The sequence below is a fragment of the Streptomyces lichenis genome, assembly GCF_023218175.1.
In the GTDB taxonomy this organism is placed as follows: Bacteria; Actinomycetota; Actinomycetes; order Streptomycetales; family Streptomycetaceae; genus Streptomyces; species Streptomyces lichenis.
In genome coordinates, this window is record NZ_JALPTH010000041.1 from 1 (window position 1) to 17,481 (window position 17,481).

Below are 17,481 nucleotides of genomic sequence, written 5' to 3' on the forward strand. Positions count from 1 at the left end.
GGTGGGCGGCGCGGTTGGGGGCGGCGTGGGGGCTGCTGCGGGACGCGGTGCCGGGGGCGGCGGCGGAGGCGGCCGCCGCGCTGACGGTGCTCACCCCGGTGCGGGGGACGGAACCGGCCGTGGGACGGCATGGGTACGGGGCGCTGGGGGTGCCGCTGGAGGGGGAGCCGGAGGCGCTGGCGCGGGCGCTGCTGACCGGGTTCCGGCGGGCCCGGCTGCGGGCGCTGCTGGATGTGGCGGACCTGTACGCGATGGACGGAGGCTGGCTGCGGCGGGCGCCCTGGGGCGGGGCGCGGCTGCCGGTGTCGGCGCTGCTGGCGGGGGCGTACGAGCGGGCCGGGCTGGCCGCGTACGAGGCCGGGCGGGGTGGCGGTGGCGGGTACCGCGAACAGGCCGAGCGGGCGCTCGACCTGCTGGAGGGGGCCGCCGAACTGACCACCGGGGGCAAGCTGTTCGCCGAGGGGGTGCGCAAGGAGCTGCACGGGATGCGAGGGGTTTCGAACGGCGTTCGCACGGTGGCCGGTTGACCGAAAACCGGTGGGGAATGACCGAACAAGGGGGGAGCGGACGACGGCCGCTCCGGAATGATGGATCAGCTCGCACCCTCGTGCCCGGGGGACCGGGCGGTCACGGAGGGACGGGGGTCATGGGTGACGTCACCGCAGCGCCGAGCGGCTGACCTTCGGCCGTACTTCTTCCTCAGCTACGCCCACACCCCCCGGTACGCGGCCGGCGGCCCCGACCCCGACATGTGGGTGGAGCGGCTCTACCGGGACCTGTGCGGCCATGTGATGGCGATGACCGACCTGCCGGCCGGGGCCTCGGCCGGGTTCATGGACCGGGAGATACGTTCCGGGGAGGGCTGGTCCGAGCGGCTGGGGGAGGTGCTGGCCACCTGCCGGGTGTTCGTGCCGCTGTTCTCGCCCCGCTACTTCGCCAGCGAGATGTGCGGCAAGGAGTGGTACGCCTTCGCCACCCGCGCGATCTACCACCACGCCAGGCACAACCGGCCGGCCGAGGCCATCGTGCCCGCGCTGTGGGTGCCGGTGCCGCCCGAGCAGCTGCCGGGGCCGGCGGAGCGGTTGCAGTTCAACCACCGGGACTTCGGCGACCGGTACGTCACGGACGGGCTGTACGGGCTGATCAAACTGCGGATATTCGCCGAGGAGTACGAGCGGGCCGTCTACGAGCTGGCCAAGCGGATCGTGGCGGTGGCCGACACCGTGGGCATCGGCCCCGGGCGGCCGGTGGACTACCGCGCCGCCCCCAGCGCCTTCGGCACCTCGGGGCGCGGGCCCCGGCCGCTGAAGGTCACCGTGGTGGCGCCCACCCGCCACGATCTGCCCGAGGGGCGGGAGGCGGAGTACTACGGGGAGATGGCGCAGGACTGGAACCCGTACCACCCCGAGGCGGCCCGGCCGCTGGCCTATGTCACCGAGGACCTGGTCCGCTCGCTGAACTACCAGGCCACGGTGGCCTCCTTCGACCACGAGGGCGGCCCGGGGGACAGCAAGGCGCCGCCCGCCCATCCGGAGATCCTGCTGCTGGACCGCTGGGCGCTGAAGGACGAGGAGCGCCGGGCCCGGCTCGCCGCGCTGGACGCCGAGCACCGGCCCTGGGTGAGCGTGGTCGTCCCGCGCAACCCGGCCGACCACCAGGAACGCGCCCATGACGCCGAGCTGCACCGCGTACTGGAGCAGACCATGCCGGTGCAGACCGGGCAGGGCCGCCCCGCCAGCCGGGCCGCCGCCCGCGGCGTACCCAGCATGGAGGCGTTCGGCCAGATCCTGCCCCAGGTGGTGGAGGCCGCCGCCCAGCAGTATCTGCGGCACGCGGCGGTCTACCCGCCCGCCGGCGGACGCCACACCGAACGGCCGCGGCTGCGCGGCCCGATGGCCTCGGAGTCCGGCACCACGCACGGCCAACCGGAGACGCACCAGAGCGCGCCCGATGCGGAGGACCTCGGATGACACCCGGTCGCGACGGACGGATCATCACCTTCTACTCCTACAAGGGGGGCACCGGGCGGACCATGGCGCTGGCCAACACCGCCTGGATACTCGCCGCGAACGGCAAACGGGTGCTCGCCGTCGACTGGGACCTGGAGGCGCCCGGGCTGCACCGGTTCTTCCACCCCTTCCTCGACCCGTCCACGCTGGGCGCCACCACCGGGGTGATCGACCTGATCACCGAGTACGCCTGGGCCGCCACCAGCCCGGTGCAGCGCCCCGACGACTGGCACCGCGACTACGCCCGGATCCAGCCGCACGCGGTCTCCCTCGCCCCGGAGGCGCTGGGCTGGAGCTTCCCGGACGGCGGCACCCTGGACTTCGTCTCGGCGGGGCGGCAGAACCGCGAGTACAGCGCGACGGTGTCCACCTTCGACTGGGACAACTTCTACGACCGGCTGGGCGGCGGGCACTTCTTCGACGCGCTGCGCGAGGACATGAAGGCCGGCTACGACTACGTGCTGATCGACAGCCGGACCGGGCTGAGCGACATCGCCGACATCTGCACGGTGCACCTCCCGGACGCGCTGGTGGACTGCTTCACCCTCAGCGACCAGTCCATGGACGGCGCCGCGGCGGTAGCCCGGCAGATCGCCGAGCGGTACGGCGGCCGGGGCATCCGGATCTTCCCGGTGCCGATGCGCATCGACGAGGGTGAGAAGGAGAAGGCCGACGCCGGACGGGCCCTGGCCCGGCTGAAGTTCGACGGCTTCCCGTCCGGGATCGTCGGGGACGAGCTGGCCGCCTACTGGGGGGCGGTGGAGATCCCGTACCGGCCCTACTACGCGTACGAGGAGACGCTGGCCACCTTCGGCGACGACGCCGGTATCGCCAACTCGCTGCTGTCGGCCTTCGAACGGCTGACCGCCGTGGTCACCGACGGGCAGGTCACCGCCATGCCGGCGATCCCCGAGGACGCCCGGCTGCGGGTCCGCGACGCCTTCACCCGGCGCCGCCCCGCGCTCCCCGCCGACCTGTTCCTGTCGTACGTGGCGGAGAACCGGATGTGGGCCGACTGGGTCGAGTCGGTGCTCACCCGCGCCGGGTTCCGGGTGGTGCCCCGGGACGTCTCCGCCGACCCGGCGCTCACCGGCTCCGACCCCCGGGAGGCCGCCGAGAACGCCGGCCGCACGGTGGTGCTGCTCTCCGCCGCGTATCTGAAGTCCGCCCGCGCCGTGCAGGTGTGGGAGCGGGCCGCCGCCGAGGACTCCGCCGCCGGGCGCCGCCAGCTGCTGCCGGTGCGGGTCGGCGACGTCCGGCTCACCACCCCGTACATCGACCGCAACCCGGTCGACCTCTTCCGGCTGGACGAGGTGCACGCCACCGCCTCGCTGCTGCGCGCCCTGGACCGGCCCGCCACCCCGCTGGGCGAGGGTGTGCCGCCCGGGCCGCGGTTCCCCGGCACCGTGCCGAAGATCTGGAACGCGCCCCCGCGCAACGCCGGCTTCACCGGGCGCTCGGTGGTGCTGGAGCGGATGCGCGACCAGCTGGGCGGCGGCATGGCGGTGGTGCTGCCGCAGCCGCAGACCCTCTACGGCCTCGGCGGCGTCGGCAAGACCCAGGTGGCACTGGAGTACGTGCACCGCTTCATGGCCGACTACGACCTGGTGTGGTGGATCTCCGCCGAGCAGACCGACGACGTCATCGCCTCGCTCGCCGAGCTCGCCGTCCGGCTCGGCGCCCAGGGCGGCGAGGACATGGCCACCGCCTCCCAGGAGGCCGTGGACCTGCTGCGCCGGGGGGTGCCCTCGCACCGCTGGCTGCTGGTCTTCGACAACGCCGACGACCCCGAGCGGCTGGGGCGGTTCTTCCCCAGCGGCGGCCACATCCTGGTCACCTCCCGCAACCAGACCTGGTCCCAGTACGGCGACGCGCTGCCGGTCGACGTCTTCCTGCGGGAGGAGTCCGTCGAGCACCTCCAGCGGCGGGCCAGGGGGCTGAAGCCGGAGGACGCGGACCGGGTGGCCGAGGCGGTCGGCGACCTGCCGCTCGCCGTGGAGCAGGCCGCCGCCTGGATCGCCGAGACCGCCACCCCCGTCTCCACCTATCTGGAGCAGCTGGAGGGCGCCGCCGCCCGCACCCTCGCCCTCAACCAGCCGGCCGGCTACCCCGAACCGGTCGCCGCCACCTGGAACGTCTCCATAGAACGGCTCCAGGAGCGCTCACCGGCCGCGGTGCGGCTGCTCCAGCTCTGCGCCTTCTTCGCGCCCGAGCCGATCCACGCCAACCTGCTCTACAGCAAGGAGATGATCGAGGCGCTCAAGCCGTACGACGCCTCCCTGCAGGAGAAGCTGGTGCTGGGGCGGGTGATCCGGGAGATCGGGCGGTTCGCCCTGGCCAAGGTCGACCAGGTCTCCAACTCCATCCAGCTGCACCGCCTGGTGCAGGCGGTGATCCGCTCCCAGCTGTCGGAGGAGGAGCAGCGCGAGGCCCGGCACGCCGTGCACCGCATCCTGGCCGGCGCCCGCCCCGACGACGACGAACCGATCGACAACCCCGAGACCTGGCCCCGGTTCGCCACCATCTGGCCGCATCTGACCACCTCCGAGGCCCGCTTCTGCAAGGAGCCGGAGACCCGCCGGCTGCTCATCGACCGGGTCCGCTACCTGTGGAAGCGCGGCGACATCCAGAGCGCCTGGGCACTCGGCGGCGAACTGCGCGACGACTGGCGGGAACTGCTCGGCAACGACGACCTGCAGTACCTCTACCTGCGCTTCCACCTCTCCAACATCCTGCGCACCCAAGGGCGCTACGTGGAGGCCAAGGAACTGGACGAGGAGACCCTGGAACGCCAGCGCCGGGTGCTCGGCCCCTCCCACCCGCACACCTACATGACCACCAGCGGCCTCGCCATGGACCTCGGCACCCTCGGCCAGTACGGCGAGGCCATGGAGCTGGCCACCGAGGCCCACGAGGGCTTCAACCAGATCTTCCACGAGTCCCACCCCCGTACCCTGGCCGCCGCCAACAACCTGGCGCTCAACCTGCGGATGGTCGGCCAGTACGCCCGCGCCCGGGAGATCGACCAGGACGTCTACGACCGGCGCACCGAGGTGCTGGGGCCCGACCACCCGTACACCCTGTCCTCCGCCGCCTCCCTCGCCCGCGACCTGCGCGAGGTCGGCCGCTACGAGGACTCCGTCGCCCTGCTCTCGCGCACCTACGACAGCTACAAGCGCACCCTGGGCCGCGCCTTCCCCGGCACCCTGGCCGCCGCCAAGTCCCTCGCGGTGTCCCTGCGGAAGGCCGGGCTGCTGGAGGACGCCCGCCGGCTCACCACCGCCACCCGCGCCCGCTACCGGGCCAAGTACACCTCCGCCAACCCCGACTCGCTCGCCTGCGACCTCAACCTCGCCGCCGACCTGTACGCGGCCGGGGACCCGGTCGCCGCCCGGGACACCGCCCAGGAGGTCGTCGACCAGTACATGAAGGTCCCGGGTGAACGGCACCCCTACACCCTGGCCGCCCTCAACAACCTGGGCATCTACCAGTGGGGGTGCGGCGACCCGGAGGCCGCCGACCAGCTGCTCGCCGGCACCCTGGCGGTGACCCGGGAGGTGCTGGGCGAGCGCCACCCGCATGTGCTGTTCTGCACGGTCAACCTGGCCAACGCCAAGGCCGACCTGGGCGAACTGGAGGAGGCCCTGGCCATCGAGCGGCGCGCGGTGGCCGCGCTGCGCGAGGTCATGGGCGCCCACCACCCCGAGGTGCTGGGCATCGCCGCCAACATGGCGGTCACCCTCGGCGCGCTGGGCCGCAAGGACGAGGCCGCGCTGCTGCGGGTGGAGACCGCCGAGGAGCTGTCCCGGCTGGTCGGCGACGACCACGCGCTGACCCGGATGGCCCGCGACGAGCGCCGGGTGCACCGGGACCTGGAGCCGCTGGCGGTGTGAGGGGGGCTGGGCGAGGGGCTGTGCGGGCCGGTGCGTTGTCCGGCCCGCACAGTGGGCGCGGCCCGCTCCTGGAGGGCGGGTACCACCCGCGTGTTCGATGGCGGGGGTAACGTAGGCGCACCGTCAACTCCGGTCGGTGGACGGGGAGATCCCCTGATACCGCCGCCGGCCGCCCACCACGCGACGGGGCGGCGCCTCGGGCGCCGCCCCGTCGCGGTCGGTACACCTGCTCGTCTCGTCCGTCCTCCCGGACCGACCGCGGTCGCCGGTCGCCGGTCGTGGACCGAGGTTGCCGGGGAGGGGCCCCGCGGGGCACCACCCCCGTGATGCAGGGCCCCTCTCCCGGCAGAGGCGTCTGCGCTGAGCCCTCCAAGACACAACGCGAGCCTTGTCGTATCCAACTACCCGGTACAGGCGAACATTCCCCACCCCTGGGGATTCCTCTCGAATTCCCTTGGATAAGGGAGTGTGGGAATACGTTCGGAAGTGTTCATCGCGGTCGGTCCGGACGGTGGGCGGGAAATCGCAAATACGCTCTTCAGTCGTGCGTGCTATATGCTGGCCCGATCACGGAGGTCACCCAACGGCGGTCCCACCAACCGCCGGTGATCTTCTGTCAGAAGTACCGAGCTGAGCCCTCCACCAAAAATTCACAACGCAGAGCAATCGGAGTGCCCTCATGGGATATTTCCTGCTCGCGGCGGTGGCCATTGTGGTCGTCGTCTGCCTGCTGGCCGCCTATGCGATCCACACCTTCTCCTCGACCTCCGCCCGGATCGTCACCGTGTTCCTCGCACTCGCGATGCTGCTGGGCGTCCTCCCGCGCCTCTTCGACGCCCTGCGGCCCGACCTCATCGCGCCGCCGGCGGCCCCCGCCGCCCCCCAGCACCCGGGAGCGACCGGCGGGCAGGCGACCGGTGAGCGGGTGCACCCCTGATGGGGCAGCCCGGATCCGAGGCCGCCGACGAGAAGCCGATACTCATCGGCAGTTCGCTGTACGCGGTCCACGAGCAGACCGGCCGCGCCCGCTTCCTGCCCGGGCACCGCGCCCTCGGCGCGATGCTGGAGTACAACTCCTTCCTGCGGCGGCTGCCCGACTCCCATGTGGAGGAGCTGATCACCACCACCCTCCAGCGCCGCGCCTACCACCGGGGGCAGTTGCTGCGCGGGGCGCACGGCTCCATGGCCCATGTCGTCCTCAGCGGCTGCGTGGCCGAGGAGACCGCCCAGGGCGGCAGCGCGACGGTGCGCCTCCTCGGCGCCGGCGCCCTGCTGGGAGGCGCCGAGGTCTGCGACGAGTCGCTGGTCCCGCCCACCACGCGGTGCCTGCGCCGTACGGACACGCTGAGCCTCTCGCTGGACCGGATGCGTACGCTCGCCCGGCACAATCCGGTCATCGCCCTGGCCGTCGCGGCCTCCATCGGCGAACGCCTCCAGGACGCCGAGCGGGTCTACCACCGCGCCGGGCTGCGCCCCGAGGAGCGCCTGGCCGGCCTCTTCGTCCATCTGCTCCGCACGTGCGCGGTCCCCTGCCGGGAGTTCGGCCGCATGATCGAGGGCCCGACCCAGCAGGACCTCGCCGACGCGCTCGCGGTCAGCACCGGCACCCTGGAAGGGGCCCTGCGGATCCTGAGGGCGGAGGGCATCGTGGTCACCGGTTACCGCACCTTCCGCTTCCCCTCCGAGGCCGCCCTCGCCGAGAAGGGGAAGGTCCGCATTCCGTCCCCCCGGGTGACCGGGGAGTCGTCCCAGGGGTGAATGCGGGCGTCAGCCGCATTCGGCGGGCCGCGGGACCGGGAGAAACAACCGGTCCGGCGATCTCCTTCGGCTCCCGCAGCTCCTCCGGCCGCTCTGGTCTGGACAAATTCAAGGCCTGGTCGACGGGCCTTGTCGGCGGATCTTGCCGGCGGGCCTTTGCCGAGCCTTCTCGTGCCTTGCCGGGTCTTCTCGTGCCTTCTCGGGCCTTGCCTGGCCTTGTTGACGGGAATTCTTATTTCCCGGTCATCGGGGGCGGTGCCGGTGCGTCACCCGGGCGGGAAGATCGGTTTCCGGCCGGAATTCGCCTGGGGGGAGGCTGACCGGTCCTTGCGGCGGGATGAGGCGTGGTCCGGACCGGACGGCCCGTTCCCTCAGGCGGCTTCGGCGTCCCCGGTGTCCAGCAGCCAGGTCAGCACCCGGGGCAGGGCGTGCAGGGCGTCGAAGTGGGCGGCGGACGGCTCCAGTACGGCCGTCGCCCCCGGGATGCGCTCGGCGAGCCAGCGGGAGTGGCCGACCGGCGAGAACACGTCCTGCTCGCCGTGCCAGAGCAGCACCTCACCGGGGATGTCCGCCGGGTCGAACCCCCAGGGCATGCAGAAGGCCAGCGCGTCGTCGATCCAGCCCCAGGCCGAGGTGCGCAGCGCCTCCTGGTAGTTGCGCAGCAGCATCGAGCGGACCCCGGCGTCCGCGACCACCATCCGGTCCGAGGCGGTCAGCTCCCGGCGCAGGTCGTCCAGGAGCCGCACCGGGTCCTCGCGGATGGCGTCCGCGCGCGGGGTGAGCCGGGCGGCCACCCCGCCGGGGTCCTGGGTGGCGGCCGTGTACTCGCTGACGTTGAAGGCGGTCATGCCCTCGAACCAGTCGAGCCCGTCCGCGTCCCGGGGTGCCAGGGTCACCAGCGCGGCGGTACGGGTCACCCGGTCCGGCAGCAGCGCCGCGCAGGCCAGCGCGTGCGGGGCGCCACCGGAGCGGCCCACCACGGCGAACCGTTTCAGCCCCAGGGTGTCGGCGATGACCGCCACGTCCTCGGCGACCGCGGCCACACTCCGCCCGGCCAGCCGGTCCGAACCGCCGTAGCCGGGGCGGTCGTAGGCGATGAGCTGCATTCCGCGCTGGTAGAGGACCATGCCGCGGGGTGCCGGACCGAGTCTGCTGCCGGGTGTGCCGTGCAGCAGGAAGACCGGTCTTCCCTGCGGGTCCCCCAGGCGCTCCACCATCAGATGCCGGCCGTCAGCCGCGCGCACTCGACCTCGCACGCCCCCGCCCCCTTCAGTCGAGCTGATCCGATGATGGCCCATCAGTCCGGCGCTGGGGAGGGCGCGTCGGGGCGGACCGGTGCGCGGCGGGGGCGGGCGCCGGGTCCTCGGGGAGCGCTGTGGTCTGGACCTTCGGAGGTCAGGGGTCGTGTGACCAGCGGCTGTGGTCCCTACCTTCCCGTGGAGGGTGTTCCCGTCCGGTGTGAAGATTGCGAACCGTAACTTCCGGTAACGGTCCGACCGGTGACCGCCCCGGGGGCGGGCCGTGAAGGTCGGGTGCCCGTCCGGTGACCGTCCTTGTGGGCTACTCGGCGGTATCGGAATAGTGAGCGGCCCATCCTCCCTGCCATCCGGTGCCCCCACGCATCTGGTTGGCATGGCCCCCACAGGAAGGCGAAGGACGAAACGTGAACCATCGGCGTAGTTCGAAGAAGCGGATACTCATGGCCGGCGGAGCCGTGGCGGCTCTGGTCGGCGCGGGCGTGACGGTGCAGACCGCGAACGCCAGCCAGGACACCGGCGCGGAGGTCAAGGTCCGGACCCTGTCGGTGGCGGCGGCCGGCTCGCTGGCCTCGTCGCTGCAGAAGGACCTCGGGAGCGAGGCGGCGGGCGCGTTCTATGACGCCTCGGCGAGGAAGCTCGTGGTGAATGTGGTGGATCAGGCGGGTGTGGACGCGGTGCGTGCGGCGGGTGGTGAGGCCAGAGTCGTGGAGAACACGCTGGTGGAGCTGAGGGCGGCCCGTGGTGAGCTGAAGAAGGACGCCTCGGTGCCGGGCACCTCCTGGGCGGTGGACCCCGAGACCAACACGGTGGTCGTCACCGCGGACCGCACGGTGAAGGGTGCGGATCTGGCGAAGGTGACCGCGGCGGTCGAGGAGCTGGGCGGCAAGGCGGAGTTGAAGCGCACCCAGGGTGAGTTCCGTACCTTCCTCTCCGGTGGGGACGCGATCCACTCCGGTGGGGGGCGCTGCTCGTTGGGGTTCAATGTGGTGAAGGACGGTGCGCCGCACTTCATCACGGCGGGGCACTGCGGTGAGGCGGGTAGTGAGTGGTCGGAGTCGGCGGGGGGTGCGGCGGTGGGGACGATGGTGGATTCGCAGTTCCCGGGCAATGACTTCGCGTTGGTGAAGTATGAGGGTGATGTGCGGGCGCCGAGTGAGGTGAATCTGTACGGCGGTGGGACGCAGGCGATCACCAGGGCGGCCGAGGCGACCGTGGGGATGAAGGTGACCCGGTCCGGTTCGACGACGCAGGTGCATGAGGGCACGGTGACGGGGTTGGACGCCACGGTGAACTACGGCAATGGTGATGTGGTGGAGGGTCTGATCCAGACCGATGTGTGTGCGGAGCCGGGGGACAGTGGCGGGTCGCTGTTCTCGGGTGACGCGGCGGTGGGTCTGACCTCGGGTGGCAGTGGGGACTGCTCCTCGGGTGGGGAGACCTTCTTCCAGCCGGTGACCGAGGCGCTCAGCGCCACCGGCGCCACCATCGGCTGACGGTCCACGTACCGAGCCGACCCCTACGGGCGGTGCGCCGGCGGGATTCCCGGCGCACCGACTCCCCCCACACAGCAGGGCCCTGGACGCGACCTCCGTCCAGGGCCCTGCTGTATACGGGGTCAGGCGACCCGCGTGCCGTACACGTGGTCGACCGTCATGGTGATGAGGACCCGCCGCTCGGAGACCATCACCGCCCGGTACTCGTCCCAGTCCGGGTGCTCGCCCGCGGCGCGGCGGTAGTACTCCACCAGCGCCTCCACCTCGGGGCCGCGCGGATCGGTGCCGGGGCCGGTGAGGGTGGCCGTGCCCTCGGCGGTGGCCCAGGACCAGCCGTCCTCGCTCAGCACCATCAGGGTGGCGCGCGGGTCCCGGCGCAGATTGGCCACCTTGGCGGTGCGCAGGGTCGTGGACACCCGGACGAGGCCGGTCTCCGGGTCGTAGGAAGGCTGGATCGGGGTCAGCTGCGGGCGGCCGTCCGCCTTGAGGGTCGCCAGGGTCCCGATCCGGCTCCGGGCGAGCAGCGCGTAGGGGTCGAACGGTGTCTCGGTCATGAGGGGATCATCACGCGGCACCCGGCCCGGGGGACAGGAGGGCGCGCTGTACGGCGCTGGTGATCAGCTCGTCCCGTACCGCCTCGGGCAGCACGTCCGGCAGGGTCAGCTCCTCGACCACCAGCCAGTTCATCGCCAGGTAGAGCAGCAGGACGCCGGTGGCGTCACCGGGCAGCCCCGCGTCCTCGTGCCGGGCCACGTTGGCGTCCACGTCGGCCCGGACCCGTTGGGTGAGCAGAGTCCGCAGTCCGGGCCGCCGGGTGGCCTCCAGCCGCAGCTCCAGCAGGGCCAGGTAACCGGAGCGGAAGGCGGTGATCCGCGCCACGGTCCGCCGCATCAGCGCGGCGTACGAGGCGGTGTCCCGTACCGGGGCGAGCTGTTCGGCCAGCGCGTCCTCGCCCGGGTCCAGCCGCTCGTAGACCCGGGTCCCGGTCTGCACCAGCAGCTCGTCGCGGTTGCGGAAGTAGTTGGAGGCGGTGCCGACCGGCACCCCCGCCTCCTTGTCGACGGCGCGCTGGGTCAGCCCGCGCGAGCCCTCCCGGGCGAGGACCTCGATGGCGGCGTCGAGCAGCGCGGCCCGGCGGGCCGGGTTCTGGCGCATGGGTGCCCCCTCACCTGGAGCCGATGGCTGCCGGTGGTTGCGACGGTTTCTCTCAGCGCCTCCAGTACATCACTTCAGTTGGAGTGGTCATGAGGGAGGGGGTTGTTCCGCCGTCCGCTCCTCCTCCGGCCAGCTCTCGCCCGTCGGCCGGTCCTCCTCCTCGTCCTCCCCGGGGCGGCGGAGCGCGGACAGCACCAGGGTGACCACGGTGCCGGCGACCGCCCAGACCGAGAGCACCTGGAGCGGGCCGGAGATCGCGTCACCCCGGAAGTACGCGATCGAGCGGGCCGCCCAGGTGCCCGCGCCCGGCGGCAGCCAGGGGCCGATCGCCCGCCAGAAGTCCGGCAGCATCGGACCGGGGAACGCCCCGCCCGCGCTCGGGTTGCCCGCGATCACCACCAGCAGCACGGCCAGCCCGATGCCCACGATCCCGGTGGCCGCCTGGAGGGCCAGGGTGATCGCGCCGACCGCGAAGACCACCAGGGCGCCCAGCCCCCACAGCGCCGCCGTGCTGCCCGGCAGGGCGTCCAGGATCGGCCCGACGATCACCGCCCCGCCCAGGCCCCCGACGATCGCGGAGAGCGCGAGCACGGTCAGCCGGATGACCGCGCGCTGCGGGTTGGCCGGGCGGGAGCCGGCGCTGATCGCCAGGATCGAGGCCAGCAGATAGCCGCCCACGCACCACCCGACCACCAGGTAGAACGCCGACAGGCCGTTGAAGTCGCCCCGGGCGGTGGGCGCGGTGTCCACCGTCCGCACGGTCCGCCGCTGCTCCTTCTCCGCCTGGCCGATGATCTGCTCCAGCGCGTTGGCGAGCGCCGTGCCGCCGCCGGAGGCCACCAGCAGGGTGTCGGTGGTGCCGCCCCGCGGGTCCACGACCAGGGCGCCGTCGATCTCCCGGTCGCCGAGCTGCCGGCGGGCCTCGGCCTCGGAGCCGAGCACCCGGGGGTCCAGCGGATCGCCGGGCAGTGCGGCCAGTTGCCGGGCCGTCCGCTCGGCCGTCTGGCCCGGGGCCACCACGCCGAAGGGCACATCCGTCGGCTTGGGGTGGTGCAGCGCGCCCACATAGGAGGCGATGAACAGCAGCTGGAGGGCGAGGACGCCGACGACCAGCAGGGCGGCGCGGGGGGTGACGGCGGAACGGAACTCCTGGGCGAGCTTCATGCCTCCACGCTCCGGGGCGGGGCCCGTCCACGCAGGCGGGGGCGGGCCGAATGGCGGACCCGGGGCGGTCGGCGGAGGCGGCGGACCATGAATCGTACGAACGTTCGAAACGTGGTCTATGGTGGAGGAGGGGGAGGTGAGAGAGACGAACGATCCAGGAGGTGCGGGGTGCCGGTGCCGGGCTTCACGCATCTGCACACCGTTTCGGGCTACTCCCTGCGGTACGGGGCGTCCCACCCGGAGCGGCTGGCGGCACGCGCCGCCGAGCGGGGGATGGACGCGGTCGCCCTGACCGACCGGGACACCGTGGCCGGCGCGGTCCGCTTCGCCGCCGCCTGCGCCAAGGAGGGCGTCCGCCCGCTGTTCGGGGTGGACCTGGCCATCGGCGAGCAGGTCCGGGCGGAGGGGCCCGGGGCCACCGAGCGCCGGCGCACCCCGGTACGCGGCGGCGCCTTCGTGGACGAGTCCGCGCCCCGCGCGGTCTTCCTCGCCCGCTCCCGGCGCGGCTGGGCCGAACTGTGCCGGATGATCACCGCCGCGCACGCCCAGGACGACCCGATCGGCGCGGGGAGCGGCGGGGCCGGTGCACCTGCGGGGGGTACGGGGCCGGCCGACCCGAACCCGTCCCCGTACGCCTCCGGCGGGCTGGCCACCGGTGCCGGCACCGGCCGTACCGGCAGCCCGCTGCTGCCCTGGGCCGGCAACCACGGCGAGGACCTCACCGTCCTGCTCGGCCCGGACTCCGAGGTCGGCCGCGCGCTGGCCGCCGGCCGCCCCGACCGGGCCGCCCGGCTGCTCGCCCCTTGGCGGGAGGTGTACGGGGACGCGCTGCGGCTGGAGGTCGTCCACCACGGCCGTACCGGCACCGGCCCCGGCTCGCTGCGGCAGGCCGCCCGTACCCTCGGCCTCGCCGCCGAGCAGGGCGTACGCCCGGTGCTCGCCAACGCCGTGCGGTACGCCGACCGGGGGCAGGGCCCGGTCGCCGATGTCCTCGACGCGGCCCGCCGCCTGGTCCCCATCGACCCCCGCAAGGGCCTGGACAGCGGTGAGCGCTGGCTGAAGGATCCAGCCGCGATGGCCGCCACCGCCGAACGGGTCGCCGAGGCCGCCGGCTACCGCCGCAACACCGCCCACCGGCTGCTCGCCCTCACCGAGGAGACGGCCGCCGCCTGCCTGGTCGACCCCGAGGACGACCTCGGCATCGGCTCCGTCCACTTCCCCGAGGCCCATCTCGTCGGCGCCGGGGCGCGCACCGCCGACCGGGTGCTGCGCTCCCGCTGTGCCGCCGGGATGGTGCTGCGCGGCCTGGACCGCCGGCGCGCCTACTGGGACCGGCTGGAGGACGAGCTGCGCACCATCGAACGCCTCGGCTTCGCCTCGTACTTCCTCACCGTCGCCCAGGTGGTGGACGACACCCGGGGCCTCGGCATCCGGGTCGCCGCGCGCGGCTCCGGCGCCGGGTCGCTCGTCAACCACCTGCTCGGCATCGCCCACGCCGACCCCGTCGAGCAGGACCTCCTCATGGAGCGCTTCCTCTCCGTCCGCCGCCCCGCCCTCCCGGACATCGACATCGACGTGGAGTCCGCGCGCCGGCTGGAGGTCTACCGGGCGATCCTGGACCGCTTCGGCCCCCAGCGGGTCGCCGCCGTCGCCATGCCCGAGACCTACCGGGTCCGGCACGCCATCCGGGACGTGGGCGCCGCCCTCTCCATGGACCCGGCCGAGATCGACTCCCTCGCCAAGGCGTTCCCGCACATCCGCGCCAAGGACGCCCGCGCCGCCCTGGACGAACTCCCCGAACTGCGCGAACTCTCCGCCCGGCGGGAGGAGTACGGAAAGCTCTGGGACCTGGTCGAGGCGCTGGACGCGCTGCCGCGCGGGGTGGCCATGCACCCGTGCGGGGTGCTGCTCTCCGACGCCTCCCTGCCCTCCCGTACCCCGGTCGTCCCCACCAGCGGCGAGAGCTTCCCGATGTCCCAGTTCGACAAGGAGGACGTGGAGGAGCTGGGGCTGCTCAAACTGGATGTGCTCGGGGTGCGGATGCAGTCCGCGATGGCCCACGCGGTCGCCGAGATCCGGCGCGCCACCGGCCGCACGGTCGACCTGGACGACGACCGCCAGGTGCGGCCCGGCGACCCCGCCACCTACCGGCTGATCCGCTCCGCCGAGACGCTGGGCATCTTCCAGATCGAGTCGCCCGGCCAGCGCGACCTGGTCGGCCGCCTCCAGCCGTCCACCTTCCACGACCTGGTGGTGGACATCTCCCTCTTCCGGCCCGGGCCGGTCGCCGCCGACATGGTCCGCCCGTTCATCGAGGCCCGGCACGGCCGGGCGCCGGTCCGCTACCCGCACCGCGACCTGGAGGACGCGCTGAAGGAGACGTACGGGGTGGTGGTCTTCCACGAGCAGATCATCAAGATCCTGGCCATCATGACCGGCTGCGGCCGCGAGGAGGGCGACGCGGTCCGGCGCGGGCTCTCCCACCCGGAGTCCCAGGGCAGGATCAAGGCCTGGTTCGCCCAGCACGCGGCGGCCCGGGGCTACCCCGAGGACGTCGTCGACCGCACCTGGAAGATCGTGCAGGCCTTCGGCTCGTACGGCTTCTGCAAGGCGCACGCGGTCGCCTTCGCGGTGCCCACCTACCAGTCCGCCTGGCTCAAGGCCCACCACCCGGCCGCCTTCTACGCCGGGCTGCTCACCCATGACCCCGGTATGTATCCCAAGCGGCTGCTCCTCGCCGACGCCCGCCGCCAGGGCGTTCCGGTCCTCCCCCTGGACGTGAACCGCTCGGCAGCCGCCCACCAAATCGAACTGGTGTCCGGCTCCCCGGCTTCACAGGAGGTATGGGGCCTCCGCCTCGCCCTCTCCGACGTCCACGGCATCAGCGAGGCCGAGGCCGCCCGGATCGAGGCCGGCCGGCCCTACGCCTCCCTGCTCGACTTCTGGCAGCGGGCCCGCCCCGGCCGCCCCGTCGCCGAACGGCTCGCCCAGGTCGGTGCGTTGGACGCGTTCGGCGCCAACCGCCGCGATCTGCTGCTGCACCTCGCCGAACTGCACCGCAGCGGACGGGGTACGGGCGCGGGCGGCGACCAGCTGCCCCTGGCGGGCGGCCGCCGCGCCGCCCCCGTCGGCCTGCCCGACCTCAGCGACGCCGAACGGCTCAGCGCCGAACTGGGCGTGCTCTCCATGGACGCCTCGCGCAACCTGATGGACGACCACCAGGGCTTCCTGGACGAGCTGGGCGTCCTCACCGCCCGCCGCCTGGGCACCGCCCGCGACGGCCAGACCGTGCTGGTCGCCGGGTCCAAGGTGGCCACCCAGACCCCGCCCATCCGCTCCGGCCGCCGGGTCATCTTCACCACCCTGGACGACGGCACCGGCCTGGTGGACCTCGCCTTCTTCGACGACAGCCACGAGCGGTGCGCGCACACCGTCTTCCACTCCTGGCTGCTGCTGGTCCGGGGCACCATCCAGCGGCGCGGCCCGCGCAGCTTCAGCGTGGTCGGCGCGGTCGCCTGGAACCTCGCCGAGCTGATCGAGCTACGGGAGCGGGGCGGCCTGGACGCGGTCGCCGCGAAACTCGCCGAACCGGCCCCTGTCGGCGGAGAAGTGGCCACGGCCGACGGCGAGGCCACCGGCCGCCGCATCACCATGCCCAACGGCTACACCCTCAACCCCTGGTCCGACCTGCGCCCGGCCGGGGACGGGGCGGTCGTCCCGAAGAAGCGGAAGCTGTGGCACCAGAGCCAGGGGAGCGCCGGATGATCCTCTACGTCCGCTTCCCCCTCTCTTCGGAGCCTCTACTCGCCGACCTGCTCTCCCTCCTCGGTGAGTTCACCCCCGTCGTGGAGGCCGTCCCGCCGGACGCCGCCCTGGCCGACCTGCGCGGCGCCGTACGGTACTTCGGGCGTGGGACGGCCGAGCTGGCCGCCGTGCTCCGGGTCCGCGCGCTCGCCCGGTACGGGGTGGAGTGCGCCATCGGCGCGGGCCCCGTCCCCCTGATCGCCCGCATGGCCGCGCGCGAGGCGCCCCCCGGCACCACCCTCGTCGTCGACGACCCCGAACTCTTCCTCCGCGACAAGCCGGTGGCCGCCCTCCACGGCGTGGGCCCTGCCACCGCCCGCGCCCTGTGCGGCTACGGCCTGGACTCCATCGACCGGGTCGCCGCCGCGCCCCTCGCCGTACTCCAGCGCATCCTGGGCGCCCGTACCGGCCGGGACGTCTGGGAACGCGCCCAGGGCATCGACCGCTCGGCCGTCACCCCCAACGCCGCCGCCCGCTCCCTCGCCGCCGAACGCCGCTTCGACCGCGACGAACTCGACCCGGACCGGCACCGCCGCGCCCTGCTCTCCCTCACCGGCGAACTGGGCGCCCGCCTCCGCACCGAGGCCGGCGGGCAGGTCTGCCGCGCCCTCACCCTCACCGTCCGCTACGCCGACCGCTCCACCACCACCAGGACCCGCACCCTGCCCGAACCCACCGCCCACTCCACCGCGCTCACCGCGACCGCCTACGCCCTCTACGACGCCCTCGCCCTCCAACGCGCCCGCGTCCGCGCCCTCTCCCTACGCGCCGAGGGCCTCACCCCGGCCGCCAACGCCGCACACCAGCTGTCCCTCGACCCGGCCGACGACAAGGTGCGGCGACTGGAGGCGGTGGCGGACCGGGCACGGGCGCGGTTCGGGGAGGGGGTGATCGGGCCGGGGACGCTGGCGGCGTGACCTCGCCGGCCACCCGGTGGTTCCTGACG

The 17,481-nt window shown here is 73.5% G+C and carries 12 protein-coding genes; 8 read left to right on the plus strand and 4 right to left on the minus strand.

Going from position 1 to position 17,481, the window contains the following annotated elements:
- The 5 genes from M1O15_RS29130 to M1O15_RS29150 all read left to right on the plus strand — a co-directional run.
- Positions 1-527: aKG-HExxH-type peptide beta-hydroxylase (locus M1O15_RS29130; RefSeq protein WP_248637213.1), on the plus strand; the 527-nt coding region annotated here is incomplete at its 5' end.
- 123 nt (positions 528-650) lie between these two features.
- Positions 651-1,970, plus strand: a complete 1,320-nt coding sequence (locus tag M1O15_RS29135; protein ID WP_248637214.1) for a TIR-like protein FxsC — start codon at positions 651-653, stop codon at positions 1,968-1,970.
- Positions 1,967-5,902: an FxSxx-COOH system tetratricopeptide repeat protein gene (gene fxsT / locus M1O15_RS29140; RefSeq protein WP_248637215.1), complete on the plus strand. Its 3,936-nt coding sequence runs from the start codon at positions 1,967-1,969 to the stop codon at positions 5,900-5,902. The genes M1O15_RS29135 and fxsT overlap by 4 nt, the downstream gene beginning before the upstream one ends.
- A gap of 679 nt (positions 5,903-6,581) precedes the next feature.
- Complete coding sequence (locus tag M1O15_RS29145) at positions 6,582-6,839, plus strand: hypothetical protein (RefSeq protein ID WP_248637216.1); 258 nt, start codon at positions 6,582-6,584, stop codon at positions 6,837-6,839.
- The gene (locus M1O15_RS29150) at positions 6,839-7,660 is read left to right on the plus strand and encodes a Crp/Fnr family transcriptional regulator (RefSeq protein ID WP_248637217.1); all 822 of its coding nucleotides are present in this window, start codon (positions 6,839-6,841) and stop codon (positions 7,658-7,660) included. The genes M1O15_RS29145 and M1O15_RS29150 overlap by 1 nt, the downstream gene beginning before the upstream one ends.
- A 371-nt stretch (positions 7,661-8,031) precedes the next feature.
- On the opposite strand, the gene M1O15_RS29155 is transcribed toward M1O15_RS29150, so the two are convergent.
- Positions 8,032-8,916, minus strand: coding sequence for an alpha/beta fold hydrolase (locus M1O15_RS29155; protein ID WP_248637218.1), 885 nt, complete (start codon positions 8,914-8,916; stop codon positions 8,032-8,034).
- Positions 8,917-9,323: 407 nt separating this feature from the next.
- Here M1O15_RS29155 and M1O15_RS29160 point away from each other — a divergent pair, with 407 nt between their 5' ends.
- A complete protein-coding gene (locus M1O15_RS29160; RefSeq protein ID WP_248637219.1) occupies positions 9,324-10,412 on the plus strand; it encodes a S1 family peptidase in 1,089 nt (362 codons plus the stop codon).
- A 122-nt stretch (positions 10,413-10,534) separates the two neighbouring features.
- Here the strand turns inward: M1O15_RS29160 and M1O15_RS29165 are convergent, their stop codons facing one another.
- The 3 genes from M1O15_RS29165 to M1O15_RS29175 form a co-directional block, all read right to left on the minus strand.
- Positions 10,535-10,966, minus strand: a complete 432-nt coding sequence (locus M1O15_RS29165) for a PPOX class F420-dependent oxidoreductase (protein WP_248637220.1) — start codon at positions 10,964-10,966, stop codon at positions 10,535-10,537.
- A 10-nt stretch (positions 10,967-10,976) separates the two neighbouring features.
- Positions 10,977-11,567, minus strand: coding sequence for a TetR/AcrR family transcriptional regulator (locus M1O15_RS29170; protein ID WP_248637221.1), 591 nt, complete (start codon positions 11,565-11,567; stop codon positions 10,977-10,979).
- 87 nt (positions 11,568-11,654) lie between these two features.
- Positions 11,655-12,731 (minus strand): ABC transporter permease, encoded by a 1,077-nt coding sequence (locus M1O15_RS29175; RefSeq protein ID WP_248637222.1) that lies wholly within the window; start codon positions 12,729-12,731, stop codon positions 11,655-11,657.
- A 174-nt stretch (positions 12,732-12,905) separates the two neighbouring features.
- On the opposite strand from M1O15_RS29175, the gene M1O15_RS29180 reads away from it, so the two are divergent.
- Positions 12,906-16,496, plus strand: coding sequence for a DNA polymerase III subunit alpha (locus M1O15_RS29180; protein WP_248637223.1), 3,591 nt, complete (start codon positions 12,906-12,908; stop codon positions 16,494-16,496).
- The gene (locus M1O15_RS29185) at positions 16,493-17,452 is read left to right on the plus strand and encodes a DNA polymerase Y family protein (RefSeq protein ID WP_248637252.1); all 960 of its coding nucleotides are present in this window, start codon (positions 16,493-16,495) and stop codon (positions 17,450-17,452) included. Before M1O15_RS29180 ends, M1O15_RS29185 begins: the two co-directional genes overlap by 4 nt.
- Positions 17,453-17,481: the final 29 nt, after the last annotated feature.

Bases quoted from the DNA above. Each gene is read 5' to 3' on its own strand.
- fxsT (WP_248637215.1), top strand. From the start codon at position 1,967: ATGACACCCGGTCGCGACGGACGGATCATCACCTTCTACTCCTACAAG.
- M1O15_RS29145 (WP_248637216.1), top strand. From the start codon at position 6,582: ATGGGATATTTCCTGCTCGCGGCGGTGGCCATTGTGGTCGTCGTCTGC.
- M1O15_RS29150 (WP_248637217.1), top strand. From the start codon at position 6,839: ATGGGGCAGCCCGGATCCGAGGCCGCCGACGAGAAGCCGATACTCATC.
- M1O15_RS29165 (WP_248637220.1), bottom strand. From the start codon at position 10,966: ATGACCGAGACACCGTTCGACCCCTACGCGCTGCTCGCCCGGAGCCGG.
- M1O15_RS29170 (WP_248637221.1), bottom strand. From the start codon at position 11,567: ATGCGCCAGAACCCGGCCCGCCGGGCCGCGCTGCTCGACGCCGCCATC.
- M1O15_RS29175 (WP_248637222.1), bottom strand. From the start codon at position 12,731: ATGAAGCTCGCCCAGGAGTTCCGTTCCGCCGTCACCCCCCGCGCCGCC.
- M1O15_RS29185 (WP_248637252.1), top strand. From the start codon at position 16,493: ATGATCCTCTACGTCCGCTTCCCCCTCTCTTCGGAGCCTCTACTCGCC.